We start from the raw sequence: 24,329 nt of genomic DNA, 5'->3' as shown, positions 1-24,329 counted from the left end.
GATGGGCTATCGGGCGAGGGCCTGCTCGGCCCTGTGCAGGGCGCGGGCCGTGAGGACCCCCACGAGATGGCCGAGGTACTCGGCCGAGGTGCCGCGCCCGGGCACGAAGAGCTCCCGGGGCTCGGCGCGGAACGCCGCGAGGACGGCCTCCGTGCCGTACGGGCCCCCGCGCAGCCGGTCCTCGACCCCGCGCAGCCGCAGCGCGCGGGAGGTGGCCCCGGTGACGGCGATGCGCGGCCCGCCGGGGGTGAGGCGTACGGCGGTGGCGCACACCGGGTACCGGGTGGCCCGGTCGGCGGTCTTCTCGAAGGCGGCGGCCGGGCCGGCGGCGGGCACCAGCAGCGCGGTGAGGACCGACCCGGCGGGTGCCGGGCCGGCGGCGAGCTCCTCGGCCGGTACGGTGGACCGCCCGTCGGGGCCGGCCAGTTCGGCCACGGCGTCGGCGGCCATGGCGGCGACCGGCAGGTCGGTGGCGCGCCCGGCGGCGACGAGGTTGCCTCCGACGGTACCGAGGTTGCGGACCTGGGGGTCGCCGTTGGCGCGGGCCGCCGCGGCCAGTTCCGGGGCCTCGGCGAGCACCAGCGGATCGGCGGCGAGCTCGGCGAGCGTGGTGAGCGCCCCGATCCGCAGCTGCGTGCCGTCGGCGGTGCGCCCGATGCCGCGCAGCTCCGCCAGCCGCCGGATGTCGACCAGCAGGCCGGCCCGGTCGGCCCCGGAGCGCAGGTCGGGCAGCAGGCTCTGGCCGCCGGCCAGGACCCTGGCGCCGCGCGTCCCGGACAGCAGGGCCAGCGCCTCGTCGAGGCCCGCGGGCCGGGCGTAGTCGAACTCGGTGAGGATCATTGGGCTTCCCCTCTCAGGCGGCGCCAGACCTTCTCGGGGGTGACGGGCATGTCGATGTGCTGGACGCCCAGGTCGGAGAGGGCGTCGACGACGGCGTTGACGACGGCCGCGGCGGGCGGGACGGTCGCGATCTCGCCGGCGCCCTTGGCGCCGAGCGGGTTGTGCGGGCTGGGCGTGACGGTCTTGTCGAGCGTGAAGAACGGCACGTCGGCGGCGCGCGGCAGGGCGTACCGGGTGAGGTCGGAGCTGACGAGCAGGCCCTGCTCGTCGTAGACGGCGGCCTCCATCAGGGCCTGGCCGAGGCCGTGGGTGATGCTGCCCTCGATCTGGCCGAGGACGATCTTGGGGTTGCCGATGTGGCCGGCGTCGTCGACGGCCGTGTAGGACACCACCTCGGTCTCACCGGTCAGTTCGTCGATCTCGACGACCGCGACGTGCGTCCCGAAGGGGTAGTTGAAGTCCGGCGGGTCGAAATGGGTGGTCTCGTCGAGAGCGGGCTCGATCTCGGCGGGCAGCCCCCAGCCGTACCACAGGGCCATGGCCAGCTCGGCGAAGGTCTTGCCGTTCTCCTCGTTCCCCTCTTCGTGGACCCGGCCGCCCTCGTAGACGACCTTGTCCTCGGGGACACCGAGGAAGACGGCCCCGGCCCGGATCAGCTTGTTCTTGATCTTCCGGGCGGTGAGGGCGACGGCGGGCGCCGCCATGCTGTAGGACCGGGAGCCGTAAGTGCCCTGCCCGTACGGCGCCTTCTGCGTATCGCCCTCCAGGACCTGGACGGTGTCCGGGTCGATGCCGAGCTCGTCGGCGGCGACCTGCGCGAAGACCGTGCCGTGGCTCTGGCCGGTGGAGGCGGAACCCACGATCACGGTGACCTCGCCGGTCGGGTGGACGCGGATGTTGGCGCTCTCCCAGGTGCCGCCGAGCATGCCCTCCTGGGACATCCGGGTGGAGGGGCCGACCCCGCAGATCGCGACGTAGGTGGCGAGGCCGACGCCGAGGCGCTTGCCGCGGGTGCGGGCCTCGGCCTTGCGGGCGGGCATGTCGGCGTAGCCCGACAGCTCGATGGCCCGGTCGAAGTTGAGCAGGTAGTTCCCGGAGTCGTAGGTCCAGCCGAGCCCGTTGTCGTACGGGAACTTCTCCTTCGGCACCAGGTTACTGCGGCGGACGGCCGCCGGGTCCATGCCGATCTCGCCGGCGTACCGGTCGACCAGGCGCTCCATGAGGAACGCGGCCTCGGCGCGCCCGCTGCCGCGCTGGGCGCCGAGCGGGACGGTGTTGGTGAAGGCGGCGTAGACCTCGCAGAAGGCGGCGTCGATGTCGTACATGCCGCTGATGGAGCGGCCCATCAGTGCGGTGGCGACACCGGGGCCGATGGTGGAGGGGTACGCGCCGAGGTTGGCGTAGCTGGTGCAGCGCACGGCGGTGATCCGGCCGTCGCGGGTGCCGGCGAGCGTCACGTGCTGGCGGTGGTCGCGGCCCTGGACGGTGGAGTTCATCAGTCCGGTGCGGGTGTCCACCCACTTCACGGGGCGGCCGAGCGCCTTGGAGAGCAGCAGGACGAGCGCCATGTCCGGGTACAGGTACCCCTTGGTGCCGAAGCTGCCGCCGACGGTCGGGGCGATCACCCGGAGCTTGTTGAAGGGGATGCCGAGGACCAGCGCGGAGAGCAGGAAGCGGTGGTTGTGCGGGCCCTGGGTGGAGGCGTAGAGGGTGTACTCGCCGGTGGCCGCGTCGTAGTCGCCGACGGCGCCGCGCGGCTCGATGGGGCTGTTGATGGTGCGCTGGTTGACCAGGTCGAGCTCGACGGTGACCTCGGCGGCGGCGATGGCCGCGTCGGTACGGTCCTTGTCGCCGCAGGTCCAGTAGGCGTTCAGGTTGCCGGGGACGGCCTCGTGCAGCTGCGGAGCCCCCTCGGCGAGCGCCTCGTCGGCGCGGGTGACCACGGGCAGCGGCTCGTACTCGACGGCGATGGCGGCCAGCGCGGCGGCGGCCTGGCGCGGGGTCTCGGCGACGACCACGACGATGGGGTCGCCGACGTGCCGGACGGTGTCGCCGGTGAGGACCGGGCGGGCGCCGGGAAGTCCGTAGGGGTGGGGCGGGAAGTGGCTCTCGACGCCGCCGGGGATCCAGATGCAGGGCAGCGGCATGACGTCCGTGAAGTCGGCGGCGGTGGCCACCTTGAGTACGCCGGGCAGTTGCTCGGCGGCCTTGGTCTCGATGGAGAGGATCCTCGCGTGCGCCACCGGGCTGCCCAGGATGGCCATGTGCGCGGTGCCCGGCAGGTCGATGTCCGCCACGTACGTGGCCTCGCCGCGCAGCAGCTGCGGATCCTCGCGGCTGTCGAGCGGCCGGCCGAGGACACCGCCTCCCGCCGCCGGGGCCTCCCCCGTCACTGCGGTCATGTCCCTCACACCTCCTGTGCGGCAGCGCCGGACGCGGCGACGGCGGCGGACTCGGCGGGGCCGGCGGCGCCGGCGGGCGCCTCGGCGCGGGCGGCCGCGCAGGCGCGCTGCACGCCCCGTACGACGCTGTGGTAGCCGGTGCAGCGGCACAGGTTGCCGGTGAGCCACTCGCGGATCTCGGGTTCGGTGGGGGCCTCGCCGCCGGCGGTGGATTCGACGAGTTCACCCAGGGCCATCACCATGCCCGGGGTGCAGAAGCCGCACTGGGTGCCGTGCTCCTGGCGCAGCGCCTCCTGGAGGCCGGTGAGATCGCCGCCGCGGGTGGTCTCGCCCTCGATGGTGGCCACCTCGCTGCCGGCGGCGGAGGCGGTGAGGACCAGGCAGCTCTTGACGGACCTGCCGTCGAGGCGGACGACGCAGGTGCCGCACTGGCCGGTGTCGCAGCCGACCTTGGTGCCGGTCAGCCCGAGGCCGTCGCGGAGCCGTTCCACGAGCAGCTCGTTCGGCTGCGCCGAGAACTGCTCGGGTCTTCCGTTCACTTTCAGTGTGATATCCATGCCAGCGCCTGCGCTTCCGTGAGCGGCCGGTTGAAAAGGGGCCCGCCGGGCTGCTGGAGAATTCCTCCGGAGTGCAACGGGCCGGTGTCCACGGGCGCGAATCCCAGATCCGTGATGATTCCCGCGACGATTTCTTTCGCTTTCACGTCGTCGCCCGCGGTGAAATGTGCCAGGCGTTCTCCGGGTGCGGTGCCGGCGACGGCGAGGGTTTCGTAATGCATGGTGTTCAGTGATTTCACGACCTGGGCGCCGGGATACCACTCGGCGACCAGGTCGCTGGAGCCGCGCCCGCCGAGGTCGGCGGGCGCTCCGGGGCCGCCGAACGCGTTCGTCGCGTCGACCAGCACCTTGTCCTGCACGGCGTGCGGCGGGAGCAGCCCGCGGACGCCCCCGAAGGGCACCATCAGCACCAGGAGTTCGGCCCGGGCCGCGGCCTCGGCGGGGTGCGCCGCCGAGGCCGCCGGCCCCAGCTCGGCCACGAGCGGGCCGAGGGTCTGCGGGCCCCGGGCATGGGCGAGGACGACCTGGTGTCCTGCCGCCACGAGGATCCTGGCGAGGGTCGAGCCGATCCGTCCGGTGCCGATGATGCCTGTCCGCATGGCCGCTCCTCGGAAGGGGGGGTATCGGTCGCAGTGGGGGGCGCGGTCCGGTCGCGCTCTCAGTCCATGCCGATCCAGACCGACTTGGTCTGGGTGTAGCTCTCCAGCGACTCGGGGCCGCACTCGCGGCCGTAGCCGGAGGCCTTGTAGCCGCCGTAGGGCACGGCGGGGTCGTACTGGTTGTAGCAATTGACCCAGACCGTGCCGGCCTTGATCTGCGAGGCGACCCGGTGGGCGCGCCGCAGGTCCTTGGTGTGGACGCCGGCGGCGAGGCCGTACGCGCTGTCGTTGGCGATGCGCACGGCGTCCTCCTCGGTGTCGAAGGGGATGATCGACAGGACCGGGCCGAAGATCTCCTCCTGGGCGATCCGCATGCCGTTGTCGACGCCGGTGAAGATCGTCGGCAGGAAGTACAGGCCCTGGCTGGAGGCCCCTTCGGGGGTCCAGCCACTGCCGCCGGTGCGCAGGACCGCGCCTTCCTTCTCGCCGACCTCGATGTAGGAGCTGACCTTGTCGAACTGTCCGCGGTGGGCCAGCGGGCCGAAGAGGGTGGCGGGGTCGCGCGGGTCGCCGGGCTTCAGGGCGGCGGCCCGGCGGACCAGCCGTTCGACCATCTCGTCGTGGACGGGGCGCTGGAGCAGCAGCCGGGAGCCGGCGGTGCAGATCTCGCCCTTGTTGTAGTAGATGCCGAAGAAGGCGAGTTCCTCGGCGGCGTCGAGGTCGGCGTCGGCGAAGACGATGTTGGCGGACTTGCCGCCGAGCTCCATCGTCACCTTCTTCAGGGTGCCGGCCGCCTTGCGGATGATCGTCTGGCCGACCGAGGTGGAGCCGGTGAAGGCGATCTTGTCGATGTCGGGGTGGCCGGTGAGGGTCTCCCCCAGTTCCACGCCCGGGCCGGTGATGACGTTCAGCACCCCGTCGGGGATCTCCGCCTCCTGGAAGAGTTCGGCGATCTTCAGGGCGGTGAGCGGGGTGGCCGGGGAGGGCTTGTGGACCACGGTGTTGCCCGCGGCCAGCGCCGGCGCGATCTTCGTCATCGACAGCAGCAGCGGGAAGTTGAACGGGGTGATGGCGCAGACCACGCCCAGCGGTTCGCGCAGGGTGTAGGCGAGCTGGCCGCCGGCCGGGGCGCGCGAGGAGCCGTCGACGCGGGTCACCGCCCCGGCGTAGTAGTGCATGAGCTGGGCGGCCATGGGGGCGTCGACCGTGCTGGAGAACGCGAACGGCTTGCCCATGTCCACCGTCTCCAGCAGGGCGATCTCCTCCAGGTCGCGCTCGATGAGCTCACCGACCCGGTTCAGCCGCAGCGCGCGCTCCTGGGCGGAGAGTCTGCTCCAGGGGCCTTCCTCGTACGCCGTGCGGGCGGCGGCGACGGCCGCGTCCGCGTCGGCGGCGGCGGCCTGGGCCACCGGCACGATCTCCTGCCCGTCCACGGGGCTGATGTCCGGTTCGGTGCGGCCGTCCCGGGCCGGAACCCATGCGCCGCCGATGAACAGTTTCCCGGGATTGGCGAGGGGCTGGCCGCTCAGCTCACGCTTGGTCATGGCTGCCTTCCGGTGTCGGGTGCGGGGGTACTAGACCTTCGCAAGCTGCGTCAGGAAGGTCTCGGCGAGGGCCTTGGAGGAGTAGGGGTTCTGGCCGGTCGTCAGCCTGCGGTCGACGACCACGTGCGAGTCCCAGATCGCTTCGGCCTTCTCGTAGCGGGCGCCGAGCCGGGTGAGTTCGGCCTCGAGGATCAGCGGGAGCCGGCCGGCCATGTTGGTGACCAGTTCCTCGTTGTGCGAGAAGGCCGTCATCCGGTAGCCCTCGAAGGGCCAGCGGCCTTCGCCGTCGCGCAGGGCGAGCAGCGAGGTGTGGCCGTGGCAGACGGTGGCGAGCGGTTTGTCCTGGGCGATGACCCAGCGCAGGATCTGGGCGAGTTCGTCGGACTTGGGCAGGTCGCCGATGGCGCCGTGGCCGCCGCTGACGTAGACGCCGTCGTAGTCGGCGATGTCCTTCTCGGTGAGGCCCTCCAGGGCGAGGGGGGCCCTCAGCTGGGGGGTGTTCTCGATGACGCGGACGTACTCGGCGGCGTTGGCCGCATCCTCGTCGGGGGAACCCTGGGGGCGGACCCACTGGAGGAACTGCGGGTCGATGCTCGTCCGGTCGACCGTCGGCGCCCTGCCCCCGATCGTCGCGACGTCCACGTCGTGTCCGGCCGCTTTGAAGAGCGTGAAGGGCACGACGAATTCCTCGGCCCAGAATCCCGAGGGGTGCTGTTCGCCGTCGAGCAGATGCAGTGTGGCTTTGGCCGTCATGACGACGAGAATCTTCATGATTCTCTCCTTGTTCTGGATTCGCTGCCGATTCAACACGCCACCCGCGGGGGGCGTAAGGGGGGTGGCGTCAGGCCCGTGATACTTCGTCACGTGCGTCCAACGCCGCGATGATGGTGCGGAATTCACCGACCAGTGGGTGGTCGGGGTGGGCTTCTGCAAATATGCGTTCCCCGTACAGGGCGGCCATTTCCGGGGAGTACGGAAGGATTCCGGCCAGCGGCGCCCCGTAGACCGCCTCGGTGCGCCGCCGGGCCTCCTGACGGTCGATGCCTTCGGGGGCCATGCTCAGCACCAGGGTCCGGCGGCAGGTCAGGCGCCCGGCGAGGGCGATGGTCTCCTCGACCCCGGAGAGGTCGATCCGGTCGGCCCGCGCCATGATCATCAGTACGTCGGCACTCGCCATGGCGATCACCGACTCGTTGTTCAGCCCGGCGTGGGTGTCGAGCAGCAGCACGTCGAGGGCGTGGTGGGCGGCCAGCCGTTCGAAGCCCTCCGGCAGCAGCCCCACGTCGTAGCCCACGGCCATGATCTCGCGCAGCGCCGCCGTGCCGGTCCGGGCCGGTACGACGTACAGCCCCTCGTGTCCCACCCCGAAACGGCCGCCCACCTGCTGGGCGGTGGCCTCGATCTCGCAGCGGCCGAGCAGGTAGTCGGTCAGGGAGGCGCCGGGGCCCAGGCGGAACAGCAGGTCCAGGGTGGGTGACTGGATATCGGTGTCGACCACCCCCACCCGGCGCCCCCCGGCCGCGATGAGCAGCGCGAGGTTCGCCAGTACCGAGGACTTGCCCGTCCCACCGCGGTGCGAGTGCACGACGATGGTGCGGGTCATCTACGCCACCACCCTGGTGCCGGCGCCGTCCACGTGCGGCCCCCGCGCCGCGCGTGGCCGGTGCAGGGCCAGCATGGTGACGTCGTCGTGCTGTTCGGCGGCGCCGGTGTGCTCGCGCACCGCCAGGTCCATCAGGTCGACCAGGTCCTTGCCGCTGGACGGTGGCCCGGCGAGCAGTTCCAGCATCCGGTCGTCGCCGAGGAAGCGCCCGTCCGGGCAGCGGGCCTCGGGGACCCCGTCGGTGAAGGCGAACAGGGTGTCGCCCGGGTCGAGCTGGGCGTAGCCGAGCGTGTAGACGCAGTCGGGCAGGACGCCGACGGCGGGTCCCGTGACATCGAGTGCGACGGGCGGGCTGCCGTCGGCGGGCAGCAGCAGGGGCGGGTTGTGGCCGCCGTTGATGTAGACGAGGCTGCCGGTGAGCGGGTCGAGCACCCCGAAGAACAGGGTGGCGAAGTAGCCCTGGCGCAGGTGGTTGCGGGTGAGGTAGCCGTTCGTGGCGGTGACCGCGTTGAGCAGCGGGGTGGCGCCGACGACCGGGATCCGCCGGCTGCCTCCGGCGCGGCCGGCGGCGACCAGGTGCTGCAGGCCGCTGTTCTGGGCGGTGTGCCGCAGCAGGGAGCGGATGAGCGCCATGAACAGCGCGGCTCCGACCCCCTTGTCACAGACGTCGGCGACGACGACGGCGAGACGGCGGCCGCGGGAGATCTCGAAGACGTCGTAGAAGTCCCCCGCGACCTGCCGGGCGGGACGGAACCGCACGTCGATCTCCCAGCCGTCGGGCACGGGCATCGATTCGGGCAGGAAGCCCGCCTGGATCTCCCGGCCGATCTCCAGCTCCTTCTCGTAGCCCATGAGTTCGGCGCGGGCATCGGCCTCCCGCAGGGTGCGGCCGAGTCCGGCGCGCTCCGAGCAGCTGTGCAGCCGGGCTCCGACGAGGGCGGGCAGGAAGGGGGGTACGAGGTAGTCGTGCCCGATCCGGACGTGTTCCTCCAGGGCGGCGAACTCCGCAACGGTCCAGACGACCACGATGGGGGCTCCCGCCCAGCGGCGCAGCCGGCGTACGGCCATCCGTATCGCCGCCCCGTCGGACTCCGCCGGGGCGAGCAGCACGTCCGCGACGGGCAGCAGTTCCAGCGGGCCTTCGCGCAGCTCCTTCAGCGTGCGGGTGACGAGCGACGCGTCCATCGTCCGCAGGGCGTCGAGCAGTTCCTGCGGTGGTGGCGGGGACGCGTCGAGGATGATCACGGTCGTGGAGGGCATCGGTCCGTCCCCTCAGCCTTCACAGTCAGCGTGCTGATGTTGCGGCCGTCCCTGTGCGCGTAGCCGAACTCGTCCACGCTGGTCAGCGCCAGGTGGATGCCGAGGCCGCCGATCCGCCGGTCCTGCGGGGGAACCCCGGGGGCGGGCGGCAGGCGGCCTTCGACGGGGTCGAAGGGGGGCGCGGAGTCCTCGATGACGATCTGCACCCCGTCCGGGCCGGAGCGGCCGCGGACGGTGATCCGTCCGTCGCCGCCCCGGTACCCGTGCATCACGACGTTCGTGGCCAGTTCGTCAACGGCCAGCCGGAGCCGGTAGGTGGCGCCCTTGTCCAGGCCCGCCGCTCCGGCCAGCCGCAGGACGAACGAGGCGATGGAACCCAGTGCCGCCACCGTGGCGGGCACGTCCAGCACGCGGGAGGTCCTCGCCCGTTCGACCATGTCAGTCACGGTGGTCACTCATCGGAGAGAACGATGCTGCGGTCGAGCCCTGCGGTCCGGATGGTCCGGGACACGGGCTCGATGGCACCGACCACCTTGATGGTGACGTCGTTCGCGACCTTCTGCTGGGCGAAGACCAGGGAGCGCAGTCCGGCGCTGGCCATGTAGCCGACGCCGGCCATCCTGATCTCCACGGTGTGCGTGCCGTGGCCGGCGGCCTTCTCGATGGTCCGGTGGAAGTCCGGGGCGGTCTTGGCGTCCAGCTCGCCCGTCAGCTCGATCACGGTGGTGTCGCCCTCGATGCTCAGGGACACGGAAAGCGGCATGTCTGGTCTCCTTCGGTCAGGGCGTGTCGAGGTCGTCGCGATCGCCGGGGTCGTTGGTGCGGCCCACCAGGATCACGACCGAGCGCGGGCCGATCAGGTACTTCCCGGCGTTGTCCAGTTCCTGCTCGGTGCCCGGGGTGCGGATGTCGTGCGGTGCCGCGGCCCCGGTGTCGGCGAACAGGTGCCAGCTCCGGCCTCCCGGCAGGGCGGGCAGTTCCAGGTCGTGCGACTCCCAGTGGGAGTTCATGGCCACGTACACCACGTCGTCGTCCCCGGTGCCGCAGCGGGCCACCGCCAGCAGGCGGCTCCCGTCGGACCAGTCGGGCTGCCAGGCCCGCTCCCCGTGCCAGCTGATGTCCGGCAGGCCGAGGTGCTCCCGGACCTGCCCGGTGGGGTGGGCGGTGGAGCGCAGCTCGCGGTGGCGCCCCCGGAAGGCGATCATCTCCCGGGTGAACCGGAGCAGTTCGGCGTTGTCGTCGACCTGGTCCCAGTCGAACCAGGAGAGCTCGTTGTCCTGGCAGTACGTGTTGTTGTTGCCCTGCTGGCTCCGCGCGACCTCGTCCCCGGCCAGCAGCATCGGGATGCCCTGGCTGGTGAAGAGGATGGCGAGGGCGTTCTTCATCTGCCGGGTGCGCAGCGCGTTGATCGCGGGGTCCTGGGTCGGCCCCTCGGCCCCGCAGTTCCAGCTGTTGTTGTCGTTGGCACCGTCGTTGTTGTTCTCGCCGTTGGCCCCGTTGTGCTTGTCGTTGTAGGAGACCAGGTCGGCGAGGGTGAAGCCGTCGTGCGCGGTCAGGAAGTTGACCGAGGCCGCGGTGCCGCGGCTGGAGTAGAGGTCGGGGGATCCGGCGATGCGGGTGGCGAGCTCGCCGGTGACCCCGGAGTCGCCCTTGAGCCAGCGGCGTACGGTGTCGCGGTACTTGCCGTTCCACTCGGCCCAGCGGCCGTAGGCCGGGAAGTTGCCGACCTCGTAGAGGCCGCCGGCGTCCCAGGCCTCGGCGATGAGCTTGGTGTGCCGCAGCACCGGGTCGTAGGCGAGCAGTTCCAGCAGCGGCGGGTTGGGCAGCGGTGTGCCGTCCAGGGCCCGGCCGAGGATCGCGGCGAGGTCGAAGCGGAAGCCGTCGATGTGGTAGTCGGCGACCCAGTGGCGCAGGCAGTCGAGCACGTAGTTGCGCACGACGGGGTGGTTGCAGTTGACGGTGTTGCCCGTGCCGCTGAAGTTGAAGTAGTACCCCTCGGGCGTGAGCATGTAGTACGTGGCGTTGTCGAGCCCCTTGAAGGAGATCGTCGGGCCCTGCTCGTTGCCCTCGGCGGTGTGGTTGAAGACGACGTCGAGGATGACCTCGATGCCGGCCGCGTGCAGGTCCTTGATCAGGGTGCGGAACTCGTCGCCCTGCATGCCGTAGCGTCCGGTGGCCGCGTAGCCGGCCTTGGGCGCGAAGAACGAGACGGTGTTGTAGCCCCAGTAGTCGAAGAGCTGCTCGCCCGTCTCCGGGTTGGTGCGCGGGTTGTCGCTCTCGTCGAACTCGAACACCGGGAGCAGCTCGATGCAGTTGATCCCGAGTTCCTTCAGGTACGGGATCTTCTCGCGCAGCCCCGCGAAGGTGCCGGGTGCGGTGACCTGCGAGGAGGGGTGCCGGGTGAAGCCGCGCACGTGGGTCTCGTACACGACGAGGTCCTCGGCGGGGATGCCCAGCGGGGTGTCGTCGCCCCAGTCGAAGTCCTGGAGGCAGACGCGCGAGCGGTACTGGTAGCCGCGGCTGCGGTCGGGCTCCACGCCCCACACGTCACGGCCGGCGATCAGCCGGGCGTACGGGTCGGAGAGCACCTGGCGGGCGTCGAAGCGGTGGCCGGTGACCGGGTCGTAGGGGCCGTCGGCCCGGTACCCGTACTCGATGTTCTCGTGGTCGAGGCCGAAGACGGTCATGGCGAAGACGCTGCCGGTGCGGAATTCCTCGGGGAACTCCAGTTCGGCCATGGGGTCGGCTTCTCCGCGCTGGTAGATGACCAGCGTCATGCTGGTCGCCTGGTCGGAGAAGACGGAGAAGCTGACCCCGCCGGGGACCACGTTGGCCCCGAAGGGGAACGGCTTGCCCGCCCGGACGCGGTACCCGCCCACCTCGTGGGTCGGGTACGCGTCGACGCGCAGCACCTGCTCGGACCGGGTCTCGGTCATCGCGCTGCCTTGGCCTTGGCCTTGGCGGCCGCCGCGACGGCCTCACCGGTCTCGAAGAAGTCGAGGAATCCGGTGGCCGACATGACGAACCGGACTTCCTCGCTGACCCCGTACAGGGTGACCGCGACGCCGGCATGCTGCGCCTCGCGGTAGACGACGAGCAGGGTGCGCAGGCCCGCGCTGGAGACGTAGGTGACGGCCGTGAGGTCGATCCGCAGCGGCTTGCCCTCGCGGACCAGCGGCAGCAGGGCCTGGAGCAGTGCTCCGGATGTCTCGCTGTTGATCTCACCGGTGGCGACGAGCACGGTGCCCGTCTTGTTCCGGCGTTCCTTGACGTTGAGAGTCATTGCGTTCCCCTCTGGTTGGGGCGCCCCCCGTTGAGCGCTACTTCTTGGCGACCGGACGCAGCCGGACCTTGACCTTCACGCGGCCCTGGACGTCGGGCAGCCGCACGGTGAGGGCATCGGCGTCGAAGTCGGTGTACGGCTTCTCGTCGATGTCGACGGACGCGATCCGCACCGAGCCGGCGGGAAGCAGGTCGGGCGAGACGCGCAGGACGCGGTCGGGCAGGTCGGTCGGGGCCGGCTGGAAGTGGAAGTCCATCTCCCGGCCGTTGATGAGCAGGTTGTTGTAGACGGCGGAGAGGTAGCAGAGCTCCGCCGAGTGGTACATGGACATCGAGTGGCTGCCCTTGAGCCGCTCGGTGCCGAGCAGGTACGGCGTACCGCTGGCGAGGACGTTGAAGTAGACGGCTCCCTCGTCGTGGTCGAGGAAGAAGGTGTTGTAGAAGGCCTGGGCCTGCCGGGCCTCGCGCAGGTTCGCCTCGCCGCCGACCGTGCCGTTGAGGATGAGGTAGGCGAGGATCGCCTGCTCCTGCTGCCACCAGGCCTTGCGGTCGTGCCAGGCGAAGCGGTGCGCCTCCTGGCCGCCCTCCTTGATCCGCTCGACGACGTCGTACCAGCCGCCGCGCTGCACGTCGCTGCCGACCGCCGGCATGATCTCGCCGATCTTCTTGGCGAGCTGCTCGTACTCCGGCTTGGCCTTCAGCGAGTTCATCCGCATCAGGTTCCAGGCGATCTTCAGGTTGTGGCCGACCACCGCACGGTTCTGCTGCCAGCTGTGCGCGGTGTCGTGCGACCAGTCGCGGAAGAAGCGCTCCTGGACGAAGGGGCTGTTCTTGTAGTCCGGGAACTTGTCCGCGATGGTGTCGAAGGTGTACTCGAGGAAGTCGGCGTACTTCTGGTCGCCGGTCGCCAGGTACAGGTTGATCAGGTACGCCGGCGCGTGGTCGCCGACCGAGTTCCAGTTCTTGCGCTCGGCGTTCTCCCCGAGGGACTCGTGGTCGGCGCTGAAGAGGATCGGGTCGATGTGCGAGTAGTAGCCGCCCTGTTCCGGGTCGAAGAAGAACTTGTCGAACAGGCGGATGGTGGCGTCCGCGTCGTTCTTGATCCGGATGTCGCCGGTGACCCGGTAGGTCTGGATGGGGCCGGCCAGCGCGTAGATCTGCTCGTACATCGGGATCGCGTCGTAGTCGTCGGAGAACTCCGAGGTGAACAGCTTGCGCTCGCTGTCCCCGTCGACGCTGATGCCGTGGTACCAGAAGACCACGTCCTCCTCGCTGTCCACGACCCGCATGTGCTTGCGCAGGTACTCGGTACCGCGCTCGGCGATCTCCAGGTACTCGTCCTTGCCGGTCAGCAGGTAGGCCGAGGCCATGCCGTAGACCAGCCGGGAGATCGTGTCGGTCTCCTGGACGTGGCTGGCGGTCTTGTCACCGCCGAGCCGGATCTCGGTGCGGTACTCGGTGAAGTCCACCGGCCCGTCGCCGAACTGGGCCCGCTTGTAGAAGTCGGCCAGGGACTCGATCTGCTTGATCCACCAGCTGGGCTCCTCGAAGCGGTAGTCCTCCGCCCCGCGGCCCAGGAAGACCAGGCGCTTGGCGTCGAAGCTGCCGCCGCGCTCCGGGTAGTGGACCCCGTGGACGAAGAGGAAGCGGCCCGGCGAGAGCATCTCGTCGATGTGCCCGGAGGCGTCGATGTAGGGCTCGTCCAGGTTGCGCACCAGCTCGGCGCTGGGGCCCGTGGCGAGCGAGATGTCGAACTCGCGCCCGTCGGAGGTCTTCAGCCCCAGCAGCCGGGTCCCGGAGTCGAAGCGGGTGACGTATCCCGCGATCGTGTCGGAGAAGGAGAAGGTCACGGCGTCAGCCATGGGTCACGCACCGTCCTTGTCGTGAGAGCCGTCGTCCTCGTACCCCTGGCTGACCTCGACGATGACCCCGTCGGGATCGCGGACCCACACGGTCCGCCAGCCGCAGATGAAGTCGTCGAAGTCCAGTGGCCCCAGGGTCACTTCCGCCGCGTCGCCGAGCGATGCCAGGAACGCGTCCACGCTGTCGGTCTGGAAGGCCAGGTGGCGCATCCGGCCGGGGGCCTGCGGACCGTCGTCGTGCGCCGCACGCGCCGGTTCGGTGCCGCCGGCCGCGAAGAGCTCCAGGTACGCGTCCCCCTTGCGCAGGAACACGATCTGCGCCTCCCCGAGATCGACCACCCGGGCGCGGGCGAAGCCGAAGTACCGGGTGTAGAACTCCTCGGTGGTCTTCTGGTCCGTGCAGTTCAGTCCTACGTGGGACCAGCGCAGCCCGGCCATCAGCCGGCTCCCCGGCCCCGGCCCGCCGCGATCAGTTCGATGATCCGGCGGGCGAAGAGGTGGTGGTGGGCCCCGGTGCGGCCGGTGACCAGGTCACCGTCGACCACCACGTCCTCGTCGACGTACTCGCCGCCCATGTTCCGCACGTCGCCGATGAGGTTGTTGTGGCAGACGACCTTGCGGCCGCGGATCCGGTCCGGGATCGAGGAGGCCAGCCACATGCCGTGGCAGATGATCCCCTTGAGCACCGTCGGTTCCGCGAAGGCCCGGCGCAGCAGCTCGGTCGCCGGGGCGAGGACGTCCACGTCCTCGGTGTAGCGCAGCCGGTCGGCCACCATGCCGGAGGGCACGATGATCGCCGCGTAGCGGCGCAGCTCCTCGTCGCTCAGCCCCTCCAGGGACTGCGTGGCGGTGAAGGGCGCCCGGTACTCGTGCCCGGTGAAGGTGATGGAGTCGTTGCCCCACAGCCGGGTCAGGAAGTCGACCTCGGCGCCCTCCTCCGCGAAGCGGCGCTGGTAGTAGAAGATCTCCGGCTCGTAGTAGTCGCTCTCGACCAGGACCGCGATCCGGGTCCCGGACAGTGCGCCGTCGCGCAGGACCGCGTCAGACACGGGAGGCCCCCTTCAGGAAGTCCGCCGCGCGCTCGGCGATCATCGCGATGGCGGTGTGGCAGTTGCCGGACGGGACCGCGGGCATCACGCTCGCGTCGACCACGCGCAGGTTCCGTACGCCGTGCACCCGCAGCTCGGGGTCGACGACGGAGAAGTCGTCGATGCCCATCCGGCAGGAGCCGGCCTGGTGGTGGTAGCTCTCCGACTTCTGCTTCACGAAGGTCCGCAGGTCGTCGTCGCTCACGTAGCCCGGGCCGGGCTGCAGCTCCTGCTTGTACCAGGGGGAGAAGGCGGAGGTCGCGAAGATCTCCCGGGCGACCTTGACGCCCTGCACCATCCGTTCCAGGTCCCACCGGTCGCCCAGGTAGTTCGGGTTGATCAGCGGGTGGGCCAGCGGGTCGGCGCTGGCCAGCTTGATCCAGCCGCGCGAGACGGGCCGTACGACTCCGGGCAGGATGGACACCGTGTGCGGGTGGTCCTGGCCGACGATCACGTCGAAGGGCACGTGGACGAAGGCGATCTGCAGGTCGGGGGCGGGCAGCCCGGGCTGCGAGGACAGGAATAGAGCGCTCTCCGACAGGTTCTGCGCCGGCGGCGGGAGCTCCTGGGTGACCTCGGCCATCAGTCCGGTCAGGACGTGGTTGTGGAAGTTCTCGCCGACCCCGGGCAGGGCCGCGGTGACCTCGATGCCGTGCTCGCGCAACTGCTCGGGACGGCCGATGCCGGAGAGCAGCAGCAGCTTCGGGGACTCGATCGCCCCGGCCGCCACGATCACCTCGCGGCGGGCCCGTACGGTGTGCAGCCCGGGTTGCGCGGGACTGCTGTGGCCGTCCCGGACGGTCCGGCCCGGGATCTCGGCCGGGGCCCGGAGCTGGACGTACTCGACGCCCGTGCAGGTGTCCCCGTCGAAGAGCAGCCGGGTGCTCTGCGCGTGGGTGCGCAGGGTCAGGTTGCGGCGCCGCAGCGCCGGCTCCAGGTAGGCGGCGAGGACGCCCTGGCGGCGGCCGTCGGCCACGTCGATGTGGTGCCAGCCGGTACCGAAGAGGCCGCGCCGGGGACCGTCGGTGTTGAAGTCGGCGATCTCCTGGTGGCCCAGCTCGACGGCCGCGTCGATGAAGGCGCGGGAGACCGGGTTGGGCCCGTGCAGCCCGGCGTTGGTGATCCGCTGCGGGCCGCGGGTGCCCGTGGTGGTGGCGGTGGCGTCCTCCTGGCCCTCCAGCAGGGCGAAGTAGGGGAGCACGTCCTCGTACGACCAGCCGGCGGCGCCCTGGTAGGCCCAGTTGTCGAAGTCCGAGGCGTGGCCCCGGATGTGCATCATGATGTAGAGGTTGCTGCTGCCGCCGGGGGCCTTGCCGCGCGGTTCGTAGGTACGGCGGCCGTCGAGTCCGGGCTGCGGGGTGCTGGTGTAGCCCCAGTCCACCGGACCGCCGAGGAGCTTGTACCAGGAGGACGGGTCGTCCACCTCGGGCGGGATGCGGGGGCCGCCCGCCTCGAGGACGAGGACGCGGACGTCCGGGTCCTCGGAGAGCCGGTCCGCGAGGACGCTGCCGGCGGTGCCCGATCCCACGATCACGTAGTCGTATTCCTCTGCCTGTTCTCCGGCCATGACCGCACCCCCTCAGTCCTGGCCCAGCACCTGGAAGGGGACCGTGTCGTGGTAGTTGGCCATGTAGGCGATCTTTCCGTCGACGATCCGGAAGAAGTTCATGACCTCGGCCTCGATGGGCTCGCCGGAGGCGCTGACCGCCGTCAGGTGGGAGACGGCGGCGGCCTTCTCGCCGTCGACGACGAAGTGGACGGGCTCGTTGCGGAAGACCCGGTACATGGTCCCCATGCCCTTCATCATCGAGCGCAGGACGTCCAGGCCCTCGATGTGGCCGGCGAGCTGCTCGTCCATCACCTGGTCGTCGGCGAACAGGTCGCACCAGCGGTCCCAGTCCCCGGCGTTGGCGTACTCGTAGTACTTGCGCAGGATCTCGGTGTGGCTCTCGTGTCGGTCCATCGTGCTCGTCCCCCTATCGGTCCCTGCGGGTTCCGTCCGGCGCGAACGGCGCCCAGAACTGGCTGAAGGCGGTCGCCGAGTCCCCGAAGAGCCCGTCGCGGCCCTCGACGATCCGGCCGCCCTGCCAGCGCATGAAGTGGAAGACCGGGTAGTCCATCCGCTCGTACGGGGACCCGCTCGCCTCGTCCGCGCCGTCCCGCAGGGCCACGTTGCGGCACACGTCGGCGCTGCAGTCCTCGCCGACGAGGACCGCCTGGATGTCCATCCGGAAGGTGCCGCCCGTGAGCTTGTGGGTCTGCCCCATCAGCTCCAGGAAGGCGTCCAGGCTCTCGTACCAGCCGGCCAGCGGATGGTTGCCCGGCACCAGCCAGCGCAGGTCCTCGGAGTAGTACTGGAGGATGCGCGCCCGGTCGCCGGAGCCGAGGGCCGCGTAGGCCGCGTGGACCCGCTCCCGTGTCACTTCGGTCATCGTCTCTTCTCCCGCTCTCTCCTTCGCCGGCGCTGCGCTCAGAGCGAGGCGGAACCGGGCATCGGGGCCAGGTCGTTGACGGTGTACTGCTTGATCAGCGGTCCGTCGGGACCGGCGACGACGGTCCAGGTCTGGTCGGCGTCGAAGCCGAGCCACACGCTGCGGGCGGCCGGCGGGTCCCAGATCCTGGCCTGCCAGTTGACGAGGACCCGGACGACCGCCCGGTCGCCCTCGATGACGGGCTCCACCTTCGTGACGGTGTGGACCTCGTCGAAGAAGCGGTGGGTGACGGCCGCGTACCAGCGGCCGAAGCCCTCGTGCCCGAGGAAGGTGTCCTCGGGGACCTTGAACTCCAGGTCCTCGGTGATCAGGGCGAGCACGTCGGCCAGGCCCAGGTGCTGGTCCAGCGCCACGTACCAGTTCTCGGCGAAACTGCGGATCGCGTCCTCGGTCAACTGCCGCTCGGCGGGCATGCGGTCTCCTCCTGTCCGTGCTGCGTGAGTGCTCTGGTCAGATCTGGATGTCCACGAGGAAGGGGCCGGGGTGGGACAGCATCCGGCCCACGGCGGCGACCGCCTCGTCCGGCTTCTCCACGCGCATCCCGCCGGCGCCGAGCGACCGGGCCAGTCCGGCGAAGTCGATCTCGGGGTGGGAGAGGTCGAAGGAGCCCGGGAAGCCGTGCTCCGGGATGTCCCGCTCCCGCCAGTACTGGGCGATGTTGTCGTCCAGCAGCCGGTACTTGCGGTTGTTGCACACCACGAACTTGGCGTCGATGCCGTGCCGGGCCGCCGTCCACAGCGCCTGGTAGGTGTACATGGACCCGCCGTCGCCCGCGAAGCCCACCACGAGCCGCTCCGGCCGGGCCAGCTTGGCCCCGACCGCGCCCGGGAAGCCGACGCCGAGCGAACCGCCCCGGGTGAGGTGGTAGTCGCCGGGGCGCTCGGCCGGCAGGTACCGGGTGACGAGCGGTGAGGTGGTCAGCGCCTCGTCGAAGACGATCAGGTCCCCGCCGGTGCGCTCGGCCAGGGTCCTGAGGAAGACGGCCATCGGCGTGCCGTCGTCCGCGGCCGAGGACCCGCGCACCTGGCGGACCCGCTCTCGGGTCCGTACGTCGAGCCGGGCGGCCGCCGCGGCCCGCTGCTGCGGGCCCAGTCGCTGCTCCAGTACGCCGGCCAGCGCGCGCAGCGCCTGCCGAGGGTCCGCGGCCAGGCCCAGGTCCACCGGATGGTTCTTGGCGATCTCGTAGGCGTTGAGGTCGATGTGGACGACCTTCGCACCCGCCCGGAAGGGGCTCTCCAGCTCCGGGAAGACCTCCGGGAAGACATAGGTTCCGACGATCAGGACCCCGTCGGCGTCCCCCACCAGCTCCTTGCTGTGCGGGCCGAACATGTGCCCGGTCTGGCCGCGCCGCAGCGGGTGCGAGGCCGCGATGTTCACCTCGGAGGAGTCGACCTCGTACACGTCGGCGCCCAGCAGTTCGGCGACGGCGGCGAGCTCGTTCTGGGCGCCGGAGAGCGCGACCCCGTCGCCGACGAGGACGATCGGCCGCTCGGCCGCGGCGAGCAGCTCGGCCGCCCGCCCCACCGAGGCCGGCGAGGGCGCCACGTCGGTGAGCACCCGCGTGGCGGGCAGCACGGGCTCGGAGTTGAGCTCGTCCAGCACGTCCATGGGCAGGGCGACGAACACGGGCCCGCGGGGCGGGGTGAGCGCGATCTTCACGGCCCGCCGGACGGTGCGCAGCAGGGACCGCGGGTCGGTGACCCGGGTCGCGTACTTGGTGACCGGCTTCGCCATCGCGACCAGATCGGACGCCATCTGCGCGTCCATGGCGTCGTAGCGCACCCCTGCGTCACCGGCGACCACGACGAGCGGGGTGTGGCCGCGCAGCGACTGGTAGAGCATGCCGATGCCGTTGCCCAGGCCGACCCCGGAGTGCAGTTGGAGCAGGGCCGCGCCGCCGGTCGCCCGGGCGTACCCGTCGGCGATGCCGGCGGCCACGGTCTCCTGGAGGGCGAGGACGTAGGTGAAGTCCTCCGCCGCGTCCACCGCGTCGAGGAATCCCTGTTCCACCGTCCCCGGATTTCCGAACATCACATGCAGACCGTCGGCCTTGAACTGCTCGATCAGCCTTTCCCGTCCGGGAGTGGCTTCCATGAATTCCCCCTCGACTCTCCGATTTCCCGGCGGTTTCCGGGACTACCAGCCGTATCGGGTGAGGCCGTCCTCCAGGACTTCCACGATCTTCTGCCCCGTGAGATAGGAGTCGGGGGTGGAACGTCCGGTGACGAAGGGGAAGTCGACGATGACCGAGACCGGCTTGCCGAAATTCCCGTGGTAGGCGCCGCGCGGGCCCGTCGCGTCGCGCAGGATGTACTCCAGCGGATACGGCGGCGGCCCCATGTTGAAATCGGTGCCGAGGAATCCGGTGCCGTCCTTGTAGTCGTATTCCTTGCAGTGGCCGGTCACGTGCTTGCCCCAGATGATGCTCCTGCGGTCGCCCCAGTCGCGGGCGAAGGCCAGGCAGGCGACGCCGTAGCACTCGGCGGCGACGACCTTGCCGGCCTTCCGGAAGGCCAGGATCAGGGCGTGCACGCGCTCGTTGTTGGCGAGGTCGGCGATCGGGCCGCTGCCGCCGACGATGAGGATCGCGTCGTACCCGGCGATGTCCGCGTCGAGTTTGTCGAGATCACGGTGGTACTGCTCCAGCTTGGGCAGGTAGCCCTCGTCGCTCGTGTACGGCCGCTCGGGGACCCAGGCCTCGATGTCGAGCGGCGAGTCCAGCCGGCTCGACTGCTCGAACTCCCGCCCCAGCCGGGCGTTCTCCTCGGTGGTGACGGAGCGTCCCAGCGGCGGGTCGATGTAGTTCGCGTCGAGGCTCGGCGGAAGAGCGTGTGCACGCTTTCCGGTCGGCGTGGCGAATATGACCTCGTAGCCCCGCTCGTCGAACTTCGATACCGGGCCTATCAGTTCCTCGGCCCAGTAACCATGTTCGGAGACAATGACCAGAATCTTTCTGCTCACGTATTCCTCCAGGCGCCGCCTGTTGTCGTTGGCGTCCCCCACACTGGCCGCGCCCAGGGGCTTCGTCAAAGCGCTGGTGTGCGACTTCGTGAGGTAGCGGGCCAGGTCGTGGCGGCACCTCAGGAAGTCGTCCGCGGAGGTCAGGAAGTAGCTTCAGGACTACCTGACTTCGGCCGATTCGATGAACCATTGCGGGGGCCCCGCCCTATGGTCTGGACGCGCCGTGAATCGCGGGCGTGCGGGCCGTGTTGATGCGTTGCCGAACGTGCAGGAGCACGAGGAGAGGGACGGGGACGATGGCGATGGACCTGTTGTGCACACACATCGATCAGATACGTCCGGTGAAACCCACGGCGGTGGGCTGCGAGGAGTGCCTCGTCGCCGGCGACACCTGGGTGCACCTGCGGATGTGCCTCAGCTGCGGGCACGTCGGATGCTGCGACTCGTCGAGGAACCGTCACGCCACCCGGCACTACCGGAGCACCGAGCACGCCATCGCGGCCTCCCACGAGCCCGGTGAGGACTGGGCCTGGTGCTACGCCGACCAGCTGATGCTGGACCCGGCATGAGCGCGGCCCCGGAGAGTTCCGCCGCCACCGCCTCGGCGACCACCGCCACCACCACGGCCACCGCGGCCGCCTCGGCCGCCTCGGCCGCCGAACGCGCCGAGCACAGGAAGCCCGTCATCCTCGCCGTGGACGACGACCCCCAGGTGCTGCGCGCCGTCCGCCGCGACCTGCGCAGCGCCTACGGCGACCGCTACCGGGTGCTCGGCGCCTCCTCGGCCGCCGACGCCCTGAAGATCCTGGACTCCCTGGACGAACGCGGCCACGACCCGGCGCTGTTCCTCGTGGACCAGCGCATGCCGGACGTGACCGGCGTCGAGTTCCTGCTGGAGGCGGTCAGCCGCTTCCCGGACGCCCGCCGGGTCCTGCTGACGGCCTACGCGGAGACCGACGCGGCGATCACCGCCATCAACCGGGTCCGGCTGGACTACTACCTGCTCAAGCCGTGGGACCCGCCGCACGAGCGGCTCTTCCCGGTCCTCGACGACCTGCTGTCGGACTGGCTGGCCACCTACCGGCCGGCGTACGACGGGATCATCGTCGCCGGGCACCTGGTCTCCCCCGGCACCCACGCCGTCCGGGACTTCTTCACCCGCAACGGCCAGCCGTTCCGCTTCCTCAACGTCGAGCGGGACCCGGAGGCGCTGACCCTGATCGCCGCCCAGCCCGAAGGCGCACTCCCCCTCGTCCGCTTCCCCGACGGGTCGGTGCTCTCCGCCCCGACCGACACCCAGCTCGCCCAGCGCCTGGGCCTGGCCACCACCGCCTCCCGCCCGCACTACGAGTGCGTCATCGTCGGCGCGGGCCCGGCGGGCCTGGCGGCGGGCGTCTACTCGGCCTCGGAGGGCCTGTCGACCCTGATGCTGGACTCCCGCGCCCCGGGCGGCCAGGCCGGCACCTCCAGCCTGATCGAGAACTACCTCGGCTTCCCCTCGGGCCTCTCGGGCGGCGACCTGACCCGCCGGGCCACCATCCAGGCCTCCCGGTTCGGCGCCGAGATCCTGCACCCGGTGGAAGTGGTCTCGCTGACCCGGGACGACCCGGCGAAGATCCTCACCCTGGCGGACGGCACGGAGATCTCCGCCGAGACGGTGCTCCTGGCCACCGGGGTCTCGTACAACCGCCTCGACGCCCCCGGCGCGGACCGCTTCGAGGGGGCGGGCCTCTACTACGGCGCGGCCACCACGGAGAGCTCGGCCTGCATCTCGCAGCACGTGTTCATCGTCGGCGGGGCCAACTCCGCGGGTCAGGCCGCGGTGCACTTCGCCAAGTACGCCGCCCGCGTGACGATCCTGGTCCGCGCGGCCTCCCTGGACGCGAGCATGTCCCGCTATCTGATCGACGAGATCGACCGCACCCCGAACATCGAGGTCAAGGTGCGCACGACCGTGGTCCGGCTGGACGGCGAGGAGCACCTGGAGCGCCTCACCCTCCACGACGCGGACACCGGCACGGACAGCGAGGTCCCGGCCCGCTTCATGTTCACCTTCATCGGCGCCCGCCCGCACACCGACTGGCTCGCGGGCGTGGTGGAGCGCGACGAGTACGGCTTCGTCCTCACGGGCTCGGACCTGATCTCGAACGGCGGCGAGCTCCCGGCCGAATGGAGCCTGGAGCGCGCCCCGTACCCCCTGGAGACGAGCGTCCCCGGCGTCTTCGCGGCGGGCGACGTCCGCGCCCACTCGGTGAAGCGGGTCGCCTCGGGCGTGGGCGAGGGGGCGATGGCCGTCTCCCTCATCCACCGCTACCGCTCGATGGGCTGAGAGCGAACGCCGCGGGCCTTGCGATCAAGGCCGCAACGGATGCAACGTTGATTACATGATTACAGCCGAACAGAGCGAACAGCTCCGCACCTGGTTCGCCGAACGCCTGCCGGTCGACGTCTACGCGTCCCTCGACTCCGTCGTCGTCGACCGCGAGGAGATCACGGTCGTCGGTGTCATACCGGCGACCGAGTCGGTCAAGGAGTTCCGCGAACGCACCCGCGAACAGCGCATGGAGGTGGCCCGCGAGGCCGAGTCCCTCTACCGCAGGAAGGTCGCCTGGGGCGTGCGGGCGGGCGAGGAGACGACGCTCTTCACCCACCTCGCCGTCCCGGTGATGACCCGCCTGCGCCAGTCCGAACGCCAGGTCCTCGACACCCTGGTCGCCGGCGGCGTGGCCCGCAGCCGGGCCGACGCCCTCGCCTGGTGCGTCCGGCTCGTCGGGCGCAACACGGACGAATGGCTGACGGAGCTGCGCGACTCCCTGGACAAGGTCCGGCAGGTCCGCTCCCAGGGCCCCGACGTCGCGGGGAGCACCGACTCCATGAAGTCCGGGTCCGAATGACGAATCCGGCCCACGGCGGCACGTGATCGCGTAAGGCTGGCGACGACCTACACCCAGGGAGAGGCACGCACCCATGACCACGACCGTCGAATACATCCGCTACCGGATCGCATTGGACGACCAACCGGCCTTCGAGGACGCCTACGCCCGGGCCGCCGAGTCCCTGGCCGCCTCGCCGGAATGCATCGACTACGAGCTGGCCCGCTGCGAGGAGGAGAAGGAGCGCTACATCCTCCGGATCCGCTGGACCTCGATCGAGGACCACCTGGGCGGGTTCCGCAAGGGAGCGCAGTTCCCCGCCTTCTTCAACGCGATCCGCCCCTACGTGACCGCCATCGAGGAGATGCAGCACTACCTCGTGACGGGCGTCGTCGGCACGGGAAAGGCCGCCGCAGAACGATGAGCACCACACCCACCATCTACGAGTGGATGGGCGGAGCGGAGGCGATGAACCGCCTCACGGACGCCTTCTACACGCACGCCCTCCAGGACGAGATCCTGGCCCCGGTCTTCGCGGGCATGGACTCGGAGCACCCGCAGCACGTCGCGGTCTGGCTGTCGGAGGTCTTCGGCGGCCCCTCGGACTACACCGCCCACCACGGCGGCCACCAGCACATGGCCACCAAGCACCTGGGCCGAGCGATCACCGAGAAGCAGCGCCGCCGCTGGGTCGACCTGCTGATGGACACGGCCGACGAGGTCGGCCTCCCGACGGACCCCGAATTCCGCGGGGTGTTCGCCTACTACATCGAGTGGGGCACCCGCATGGCCCTGATCTACTCGGGCCCCAACCCGCCCCCGGTCGACGCGGCCAAGATCCCGATCTGGTCCTGGGGCCAAACCCCACCCTGGACCCCACCCACCCCCCAAACCTGACCCCGGGAGCGGAGCCCCGTCCGTCAGCCTCGCCGGCGCTTGAGGCGCACTTTCAGCCTCGCCGGCGCT

General features: G+C 70.7%; 26 protein-coding genes. 5 read left to right on the top strand and 21 right to left on the bottom strand.

Annotation, left to right across the window (positions count from 1 at the left end):
* Positions 1–6: 6 nt before the first annotated feature.
* The 21 genes from B6R96_RS29060 to B6R96_RS28960 form a co-directional block, all read right to left on the bottom strand.
* Entirely contained in the window at positions 7–840 is an 834-nt protein-coding gene (locus B6R96_RS29060) for an FAD binding domain-containing protein (RefSeq protein ID WP_081524064.1), read from the bottom strand.
* Positions 837–3,242: a xanthine dehydrogenase family protein molybdopterin-binding subunit gene (locus B6R96_RS29055; RefSeq protein WP_081524063.1), complete on the bottom strand. Its 2,406-nt coding sequence runs from the start codon at positions 3,240–3,242 to the stop codon at positions 837–839. The genes B6R96_RS29060 and B6R96_RS29055 overlap by 4 nt, the downstream gene beginning before the upstream one ends.
* 5 nt (positions 3,243–3,247) lie before the next feature.
* Complete coding sequence (locus tag B6R96_RS29050) at positions 3,248–3,781, bottom strand: (2Fe-2S)-binding protein (protein WP_237291545.1); 534 nt, start codon at positions 3,779–3,781, stop codon at positions 3,248–3,250.
* 2 nt (positions 3,782–3,783) lie between these two features.
* Positions 3,784–4,521, bottom strand: a complete 738-nt coding sequence (locus B6R96_RS29045) for an NADPH-dependent F420 reductase (protein ID WP_081524061.1) — start codon at positions 4,519–4,521, stop codon at positions 3,784–3,786.
* Positions 4,458–5,942 (bottom strand): aldehyde dehydrogenase family protein, encoded by a 1,485-nt coding sequence (locus tag B6R96_RS29040; RefSeq protein WP_030388481.1) that lies wholly within the window; start codon positions 5,940–5,942, stop codon positions 4,458–4,460. Before B6R96_RS29040 ends, B6R96_RS29045 begins: the two co-directional genes overlap by 64 nt.
* Positions 5,943–5,972: 30 nt before the next feature.
* Positions 5,973–6,713: a type 1 glutamine amidotransferase domain-containing protein gene (locus tag B6R96_RS29035; protein ID WP_081524060.1), complete on the bottom strand. Its 741-nt coding sequence runs from the start codon at positions 6,711–6,713 to the stop codon at positions 5,973–5,975.
* 70 nt (positions 6,714–6,783) lie between these two features.
* Positions 6,784–7,545, bottom strand: a complete 762-nt coding sequence (locus tag B6R96_RS29030) for a MinD/ParA family ATP-binding protein (protein ID WP_081524059.1) — start codon at positions 7,543–7,545, stop codon at positions 6,784–6,786.
* Positions 7,546–8,805, bottom strand: coding sequence for a PP2C family protein-serine/threonine phosphatase (locus B6R96_RS29025; protein ID WP_081524058.1), 1,260 nt, complete (start codon positions 8,803–8,805; stop codon positions 7,546–7,548). It abuts the gene before it with no gap.
* Positions 8,787–9,260 (bottom strand): ATP-binding protein, encoded by a 474-nt coding sequence (locus tag B6R96_RS29020; RefSeq protein WP_237291544.1) that lies wholly within the window; start codon positions 9,258–9,260, stop codon positions 8,787–8,789. The genes B6R96_RS29025 and B6R96_RS29020 overlap by 19 nt, the downstream gene beginning before the upstream one ends.
* Positions 9,257–9,568 carry an STAS domain-containing protein gene (locus B6R96_RS29015; RefSeq protein WP_030388476.1) on the bottom strand — a complete coding sequence of 104 codons (312 nt, stop codon included), beginning with the start codon at positions 9,566–9,568 and terminating at the stop codon, positions 9,257–9,259. The genes B6R96_RS29020 and B6R96_RS29015 overlap by 4 nt, the downstream gene beginning before the upstream one ends.
* A gap of 16 nt (positions 9,569–9,584) precedes the next feature.
* Positions 9,585–11,741: a glycogen debranching protein GlgX gene (glgX, locus tag B6R96_RS29010; RefSeq protein ID WP_237291543.1), complete on the bottom strand. Its 2,157-nt coding sequence runs from the start codon at positions 11,739–11,741 to the stop codon at positions 9,585–9,587.
* Positions 11,738–12,088: an STAS domain-containing protein gene (locus tag B6R96_RS29005; RefSeq protein WP_030388474.1), complete on the bottom strand. Its 351-nt coding sequence runs from the start codon at positions 12,086–12,088 to the stop codon at positions 11,738–11,740. The genes glgX and B6R96_RS29005 overlap by 4 nt, the downstream gene beginning before the upstream one ends.
* Before the next feature lie 37 nt (positions 12,089–12,125).
* Positions 12,126–13,949 carry an AGE family epimerase/isomerase gene (locus B6R96_RS29000; RefSeq protein WP_081524057.1) on the bottom strand — a complete coding sequence of 608 codons (1,824 nt, stop codon included), beginning with the start codon at positions 13,947–13,949 and terminating at the stop codon, positions 12,126–12,128.
* A 3-nt stretch (positions 13,950–13,952) separates the two neighbouring features.
* A complete protein-coding gene (locus B6R96_RS28995) occupies positions 13,953–14,387 on the bottom strand; it encodes a VOC family protein (RefSeq protein WP_053169550.1) in 435 nt (144 codons plus the stop codon).
* Positions 14,387–14,998 (bottom strand): DJ-1/PfpI family protein, encoded by a 612-nt coding sequence (locus tag B6R96_RS28990; RefSeq protein WP_030388471.1) that lies wholly within the window; start codon positions 14,996–14,998, stop codon positions 14,387–14,389. The genes B6R96_RS28995 and B6R96_RS28990 overlap by 1 nt, the downstream gene beginning before the upstream one ends.
* A complete protein-coding gene (locus tag B6R96_RS28985) occupies positions 14,991–16,604 on the bottom strand; it encodes a GMC family oxidoreductase (protein WP_081524056.1) in 1,614 nt (537 codons plus the stop codon). Before B6R96_RS28985 ends, B6R96_RS28990 begins: the two co-directional genes overlap by 8 nt.
* A gap of 12 nt (positions 16,605–16,616) precedes the next feature.
* Complete coding sequence (locus tag B6R96_RS28980; RefSeq protein WP_053169546.1) at positions 16,617–17,000, bottom strand: nuclear transport factor 2 family protein; 384 nt, start codon at positions 16,998–17,000, stop codon at positions 16,617–16,619.
* Between the two features lie 13 nt (positions 17,001–17,013).
* Positions 17,014–17,469, bottom strand: a complete 456-nt coding sequence (locus B6R96_RS28975) for a nuclear transport factor 2 family protein (protein ID WP_030388468.1) — start codon at positions 17,467–17,469, stop codon at positions 17,014–17,016.
* 38 nt (positions 17,470–17,507) lie between these two features.
* Complete coding sequence (locus B6R96_RS28970) at positions 17,508–17,942, bottom strand: nuclear transport factor 2 family protein (RefSeq protein WP_081524055.1); 435 nt, start codon at positions 17,940–17,942, stop codon at positions 17,508–17,510.
* Between the two features lie 37 nt (positions 17,943–17,979).
* The gene (locus B6R96_RS28965) at positions 17,980–19,623 is read right to left on the bottom strand and encodes a thiamine pyrophosphate-binding protein (protein WP_081524054.1); all 1,644 of its coding nucleotides are present in this window, start codon (positions 19,621–19,623) and stop codon (positions 17,980–17,982) included.
* 42 nt (positions 19,624–19,665) lie between these two features.
* Positions 19,666–20,490 (bottom strand): type 1 glutamine amidotransferase domain-containing protein, encoded by an 825-nt coding sequence (locus B6R96_RS28960; protein ID WP_053169639.1) that lies wholly within the window; start codon positions 20,488–20,490, stop codon positions 19,666–19,668.
* A gap of 302 nt (positions 20,491–20,792) precedes the next feature.
* Between B6R96_RS28960 and B6R96_RS28955 the strand changes: the two genes are divergently transcribed.
* From B6R96_RS28955 to B6R96_RS38835, 5 genes are all read left to right on the top strand, one after another.
* Entirely contained in the window at positions 20,793–21,059 is a 267-nt protein-coding gene (locus B6R96_RS28955; RefSeq protein ID WP_078971906.1) for a UBP-type zinc finger domain-containing protein, read from the top strand.
* Positions 21,056–22,819, top strand: coding sequence for an FAD-dependent oxidoreductase (locus tag B6R96_RS28950; RefSeq protein ID WP_081524053.1), 1,764 nt, complete (start codon positions 21,056–21,058; stop codon positions 22,817–22,819). Before B6R96_RS28955 ends, B6R96_RS28950 begins: the two co-directional genes overlap by 4 nt.
* 55 nt (positions 22,820–22,874) lie before the next feature.
* Positions 22,875–23,384, top strand: a complete 510-nt coding sequence (locus tag B6R96_RS28945) for a hypothetical protein (RefSeq protein WP_081524052.1) — start codon at positions 22,875–22,877, stop codon at positions 23,382–23,384.
* Between the two features lie 73 nt (positions 23,385–23,457).
* Positions 23,458–23,787, top strand: a complete 330-nt coding sequence (locus tag B6R96_RS38840) for an antibiotic biosynthesis monooxygenase family protein (RefSeq protein ID WP_030388461.1) — start codon at positions 23,458–23,460, stop codon at positions 23,785–23,787.
* A complete protein-coding gene (locus B6R96_RS38835) occupies positions 23,784–24,260 on the top strand; it encodes a group II truncated hemoglobin (protein ID WP_335755554.1) in 477 nt (158 codons plus the stop codon). The genes B6R96_RS38840 and B6R96_RS38835 overlap by 4 nt, the downstream gene beginning before the upstream one ends.
* Positions 24,261–24,329 lie beyond the last annotated feature (69 nt).

The sequence above is a fragment of the Streptomyces sp. Sge12 genome (assembly GCF_002080455.1).
Lineage (GTDB): Bacteria > Actinomycetota > Actinomycetes > Streptomycetales > Streptomycetaceae > Streptomyces.
Note: the sequence above shows the minus strand (reverse complement) of the source record. Positions and strands in the feature narration are given on the sequence as shown.

Excerpts from the sequence above, each read along its gene's own strand:
- B6R96_RS28985 (WP_081524056.1), bottom strand. The coding sequence starts at position 16,604 with ATGGCCGGAGAACAGGCAGAGGAATACGACTACGTGATCGTGGGATCG.
- B6R96_RS38840 (WP_030388461.1), top strand. The coding sequence starts at position 23,458 with ATGACCACGACCGTCGAATACATCCGCTACCGGATCGCATTGGACGAC.
- B6R96_RS29000 (WP_081524057.1), bottom strand. The coding sequence starts at position 13,949 with ATGGCTGACGCCGTGACCTTCTCCTTCTCCGACACGATCGCGGGATAC.
- B6R96_RS29005 (WP_030388474.1), bottom strand. The coding sequence starts at position 12,088 with ATGACTCTCAACGTCAAGGAACGCCGGAACAAGACGGGCACCGTGCTC.
- B6R96_RS29060 (WP_081524064.1), bottom strand. The coding sequence starts at position 840 with ATGATCCTCACCGAGTTCGACTACGCCCGGCCCGCGGGCCTCGACGAG.
- B6R96_RS28980 (WP_053169546.1), bottom strand. The coding sequence starts at position 17,000 with ATGGACCGACACGAGAGCCACACCGAGATCCTGCGCAAGTACTACGAG.
- B6R96_RS29035 (WP_081524060.1), bottom strand. The coding sequence starts at position 6,713 with ATGAAGATTCTCGTCGTCATGACGGCCAAAGCCACACTGCATCTGCTC.
- B6R96_RS38835 (WP_335755554.1), top strand. The coding sequence starts at position 23,784 with ATGAGCACCACACCCACCATCTACGAGTGGATGGGCGGAGCGGAGGCG.
- B6R96_RS29040 (WP_030388481.1), bottom strand. The coding sequence starts at position 5,942 with ATGACCAAGCGTGAGCTGAGCGGCCAGCCCCTCGCCAATCCCGGGAAA.
- B6R96_RS29015 (WP_030388476.1), bottom strand. The coding sequence starts at position 9,568 with ATGCCGCTTTCCGTGTCCCTGAGCATCGAGGGCGACACCACCGTGATC.
- glgX (WP_237291543.1), bottom strand. The coding sequence starts at position 11,741 with ATGACCGAGACCCGGTCCGAGCAGGTGCTGCGCGTCGACGCGTACCCG.
- B6R96_RS29055 (WP_081524063.1), bottom strand. The coding sequence starts at position 3,242 with ATGACCGCAGTGACGGGGGAGGCCCCGGCGGCGGGAGGCGGTGTCCTC.
- B6R96_RS28975 (WP_030388468.1), bottom strand. The coding sequence starts at position 17,469 with ATGACCGAAGTGACACGGGAGCGGGTCCACGCGGCCTACGCGGCCCTC.
- B6R96_RS28995 (WP_053169550.1), bottom strand. The coding sequence starts at position 14,387 with ATGGCCGGGCTGCGCTGGTCCCACGTAGGACTGAACTGCACGGACCAG.
- B6R96_RS28950 (WP_081524053.1), top strand. The coding sequence starts at position 21,056 with ATGAGCGCGGCCCCGGAGAGTTCCGCCGCCACCGCCTCGGCGACCACC.
- B6R96_RS29025 (WP_081524058.1), bottom strand. The coding sequence starts at position 8,805 with ATGCCCTCCACGACCGTGATCATCCTCGACGCGTCCCCGCCACCACCG.
- B6R96_RS28945 (WP_081524052.1), top strand. The coding sequence starts at position 22,875 with ATGATTACAGCCGAACAGAGCGAACAGCTCCGCACCTGGTTCGCCGAA.
- B6R96_RS29030 (WP_081524059.1), bottom strand. The coding sequence starts at position 7,545 with ATGACCCGCACCATCGTCGTGCACTCGCACCGCGGTGGGACGGGCAAG.
- B6R96_RS28970 (WP_081524055.1), bottom strand. The coding sequence starts at position 17,942 with ATGCCCGCCGAGCGGCAGTTGACCGAGGACGCGATCCGCAGTTTCGCC.
- B6R96_RS28965 (WP_081524054.1), bottom strand. The coding sequence starts at position 19,623 with ATGGAAGCCACTCCCGGACGGGAAAGGCTGATCGAGCAGTTCAAGGCC.
- B6R96_RS28955 (WP_078971906.1), top strand. The coding sequence starts at position 20,793 with ATGGACCTGTTGTGCACACACATCGATCAGATACGTCCGGTGAAACCC.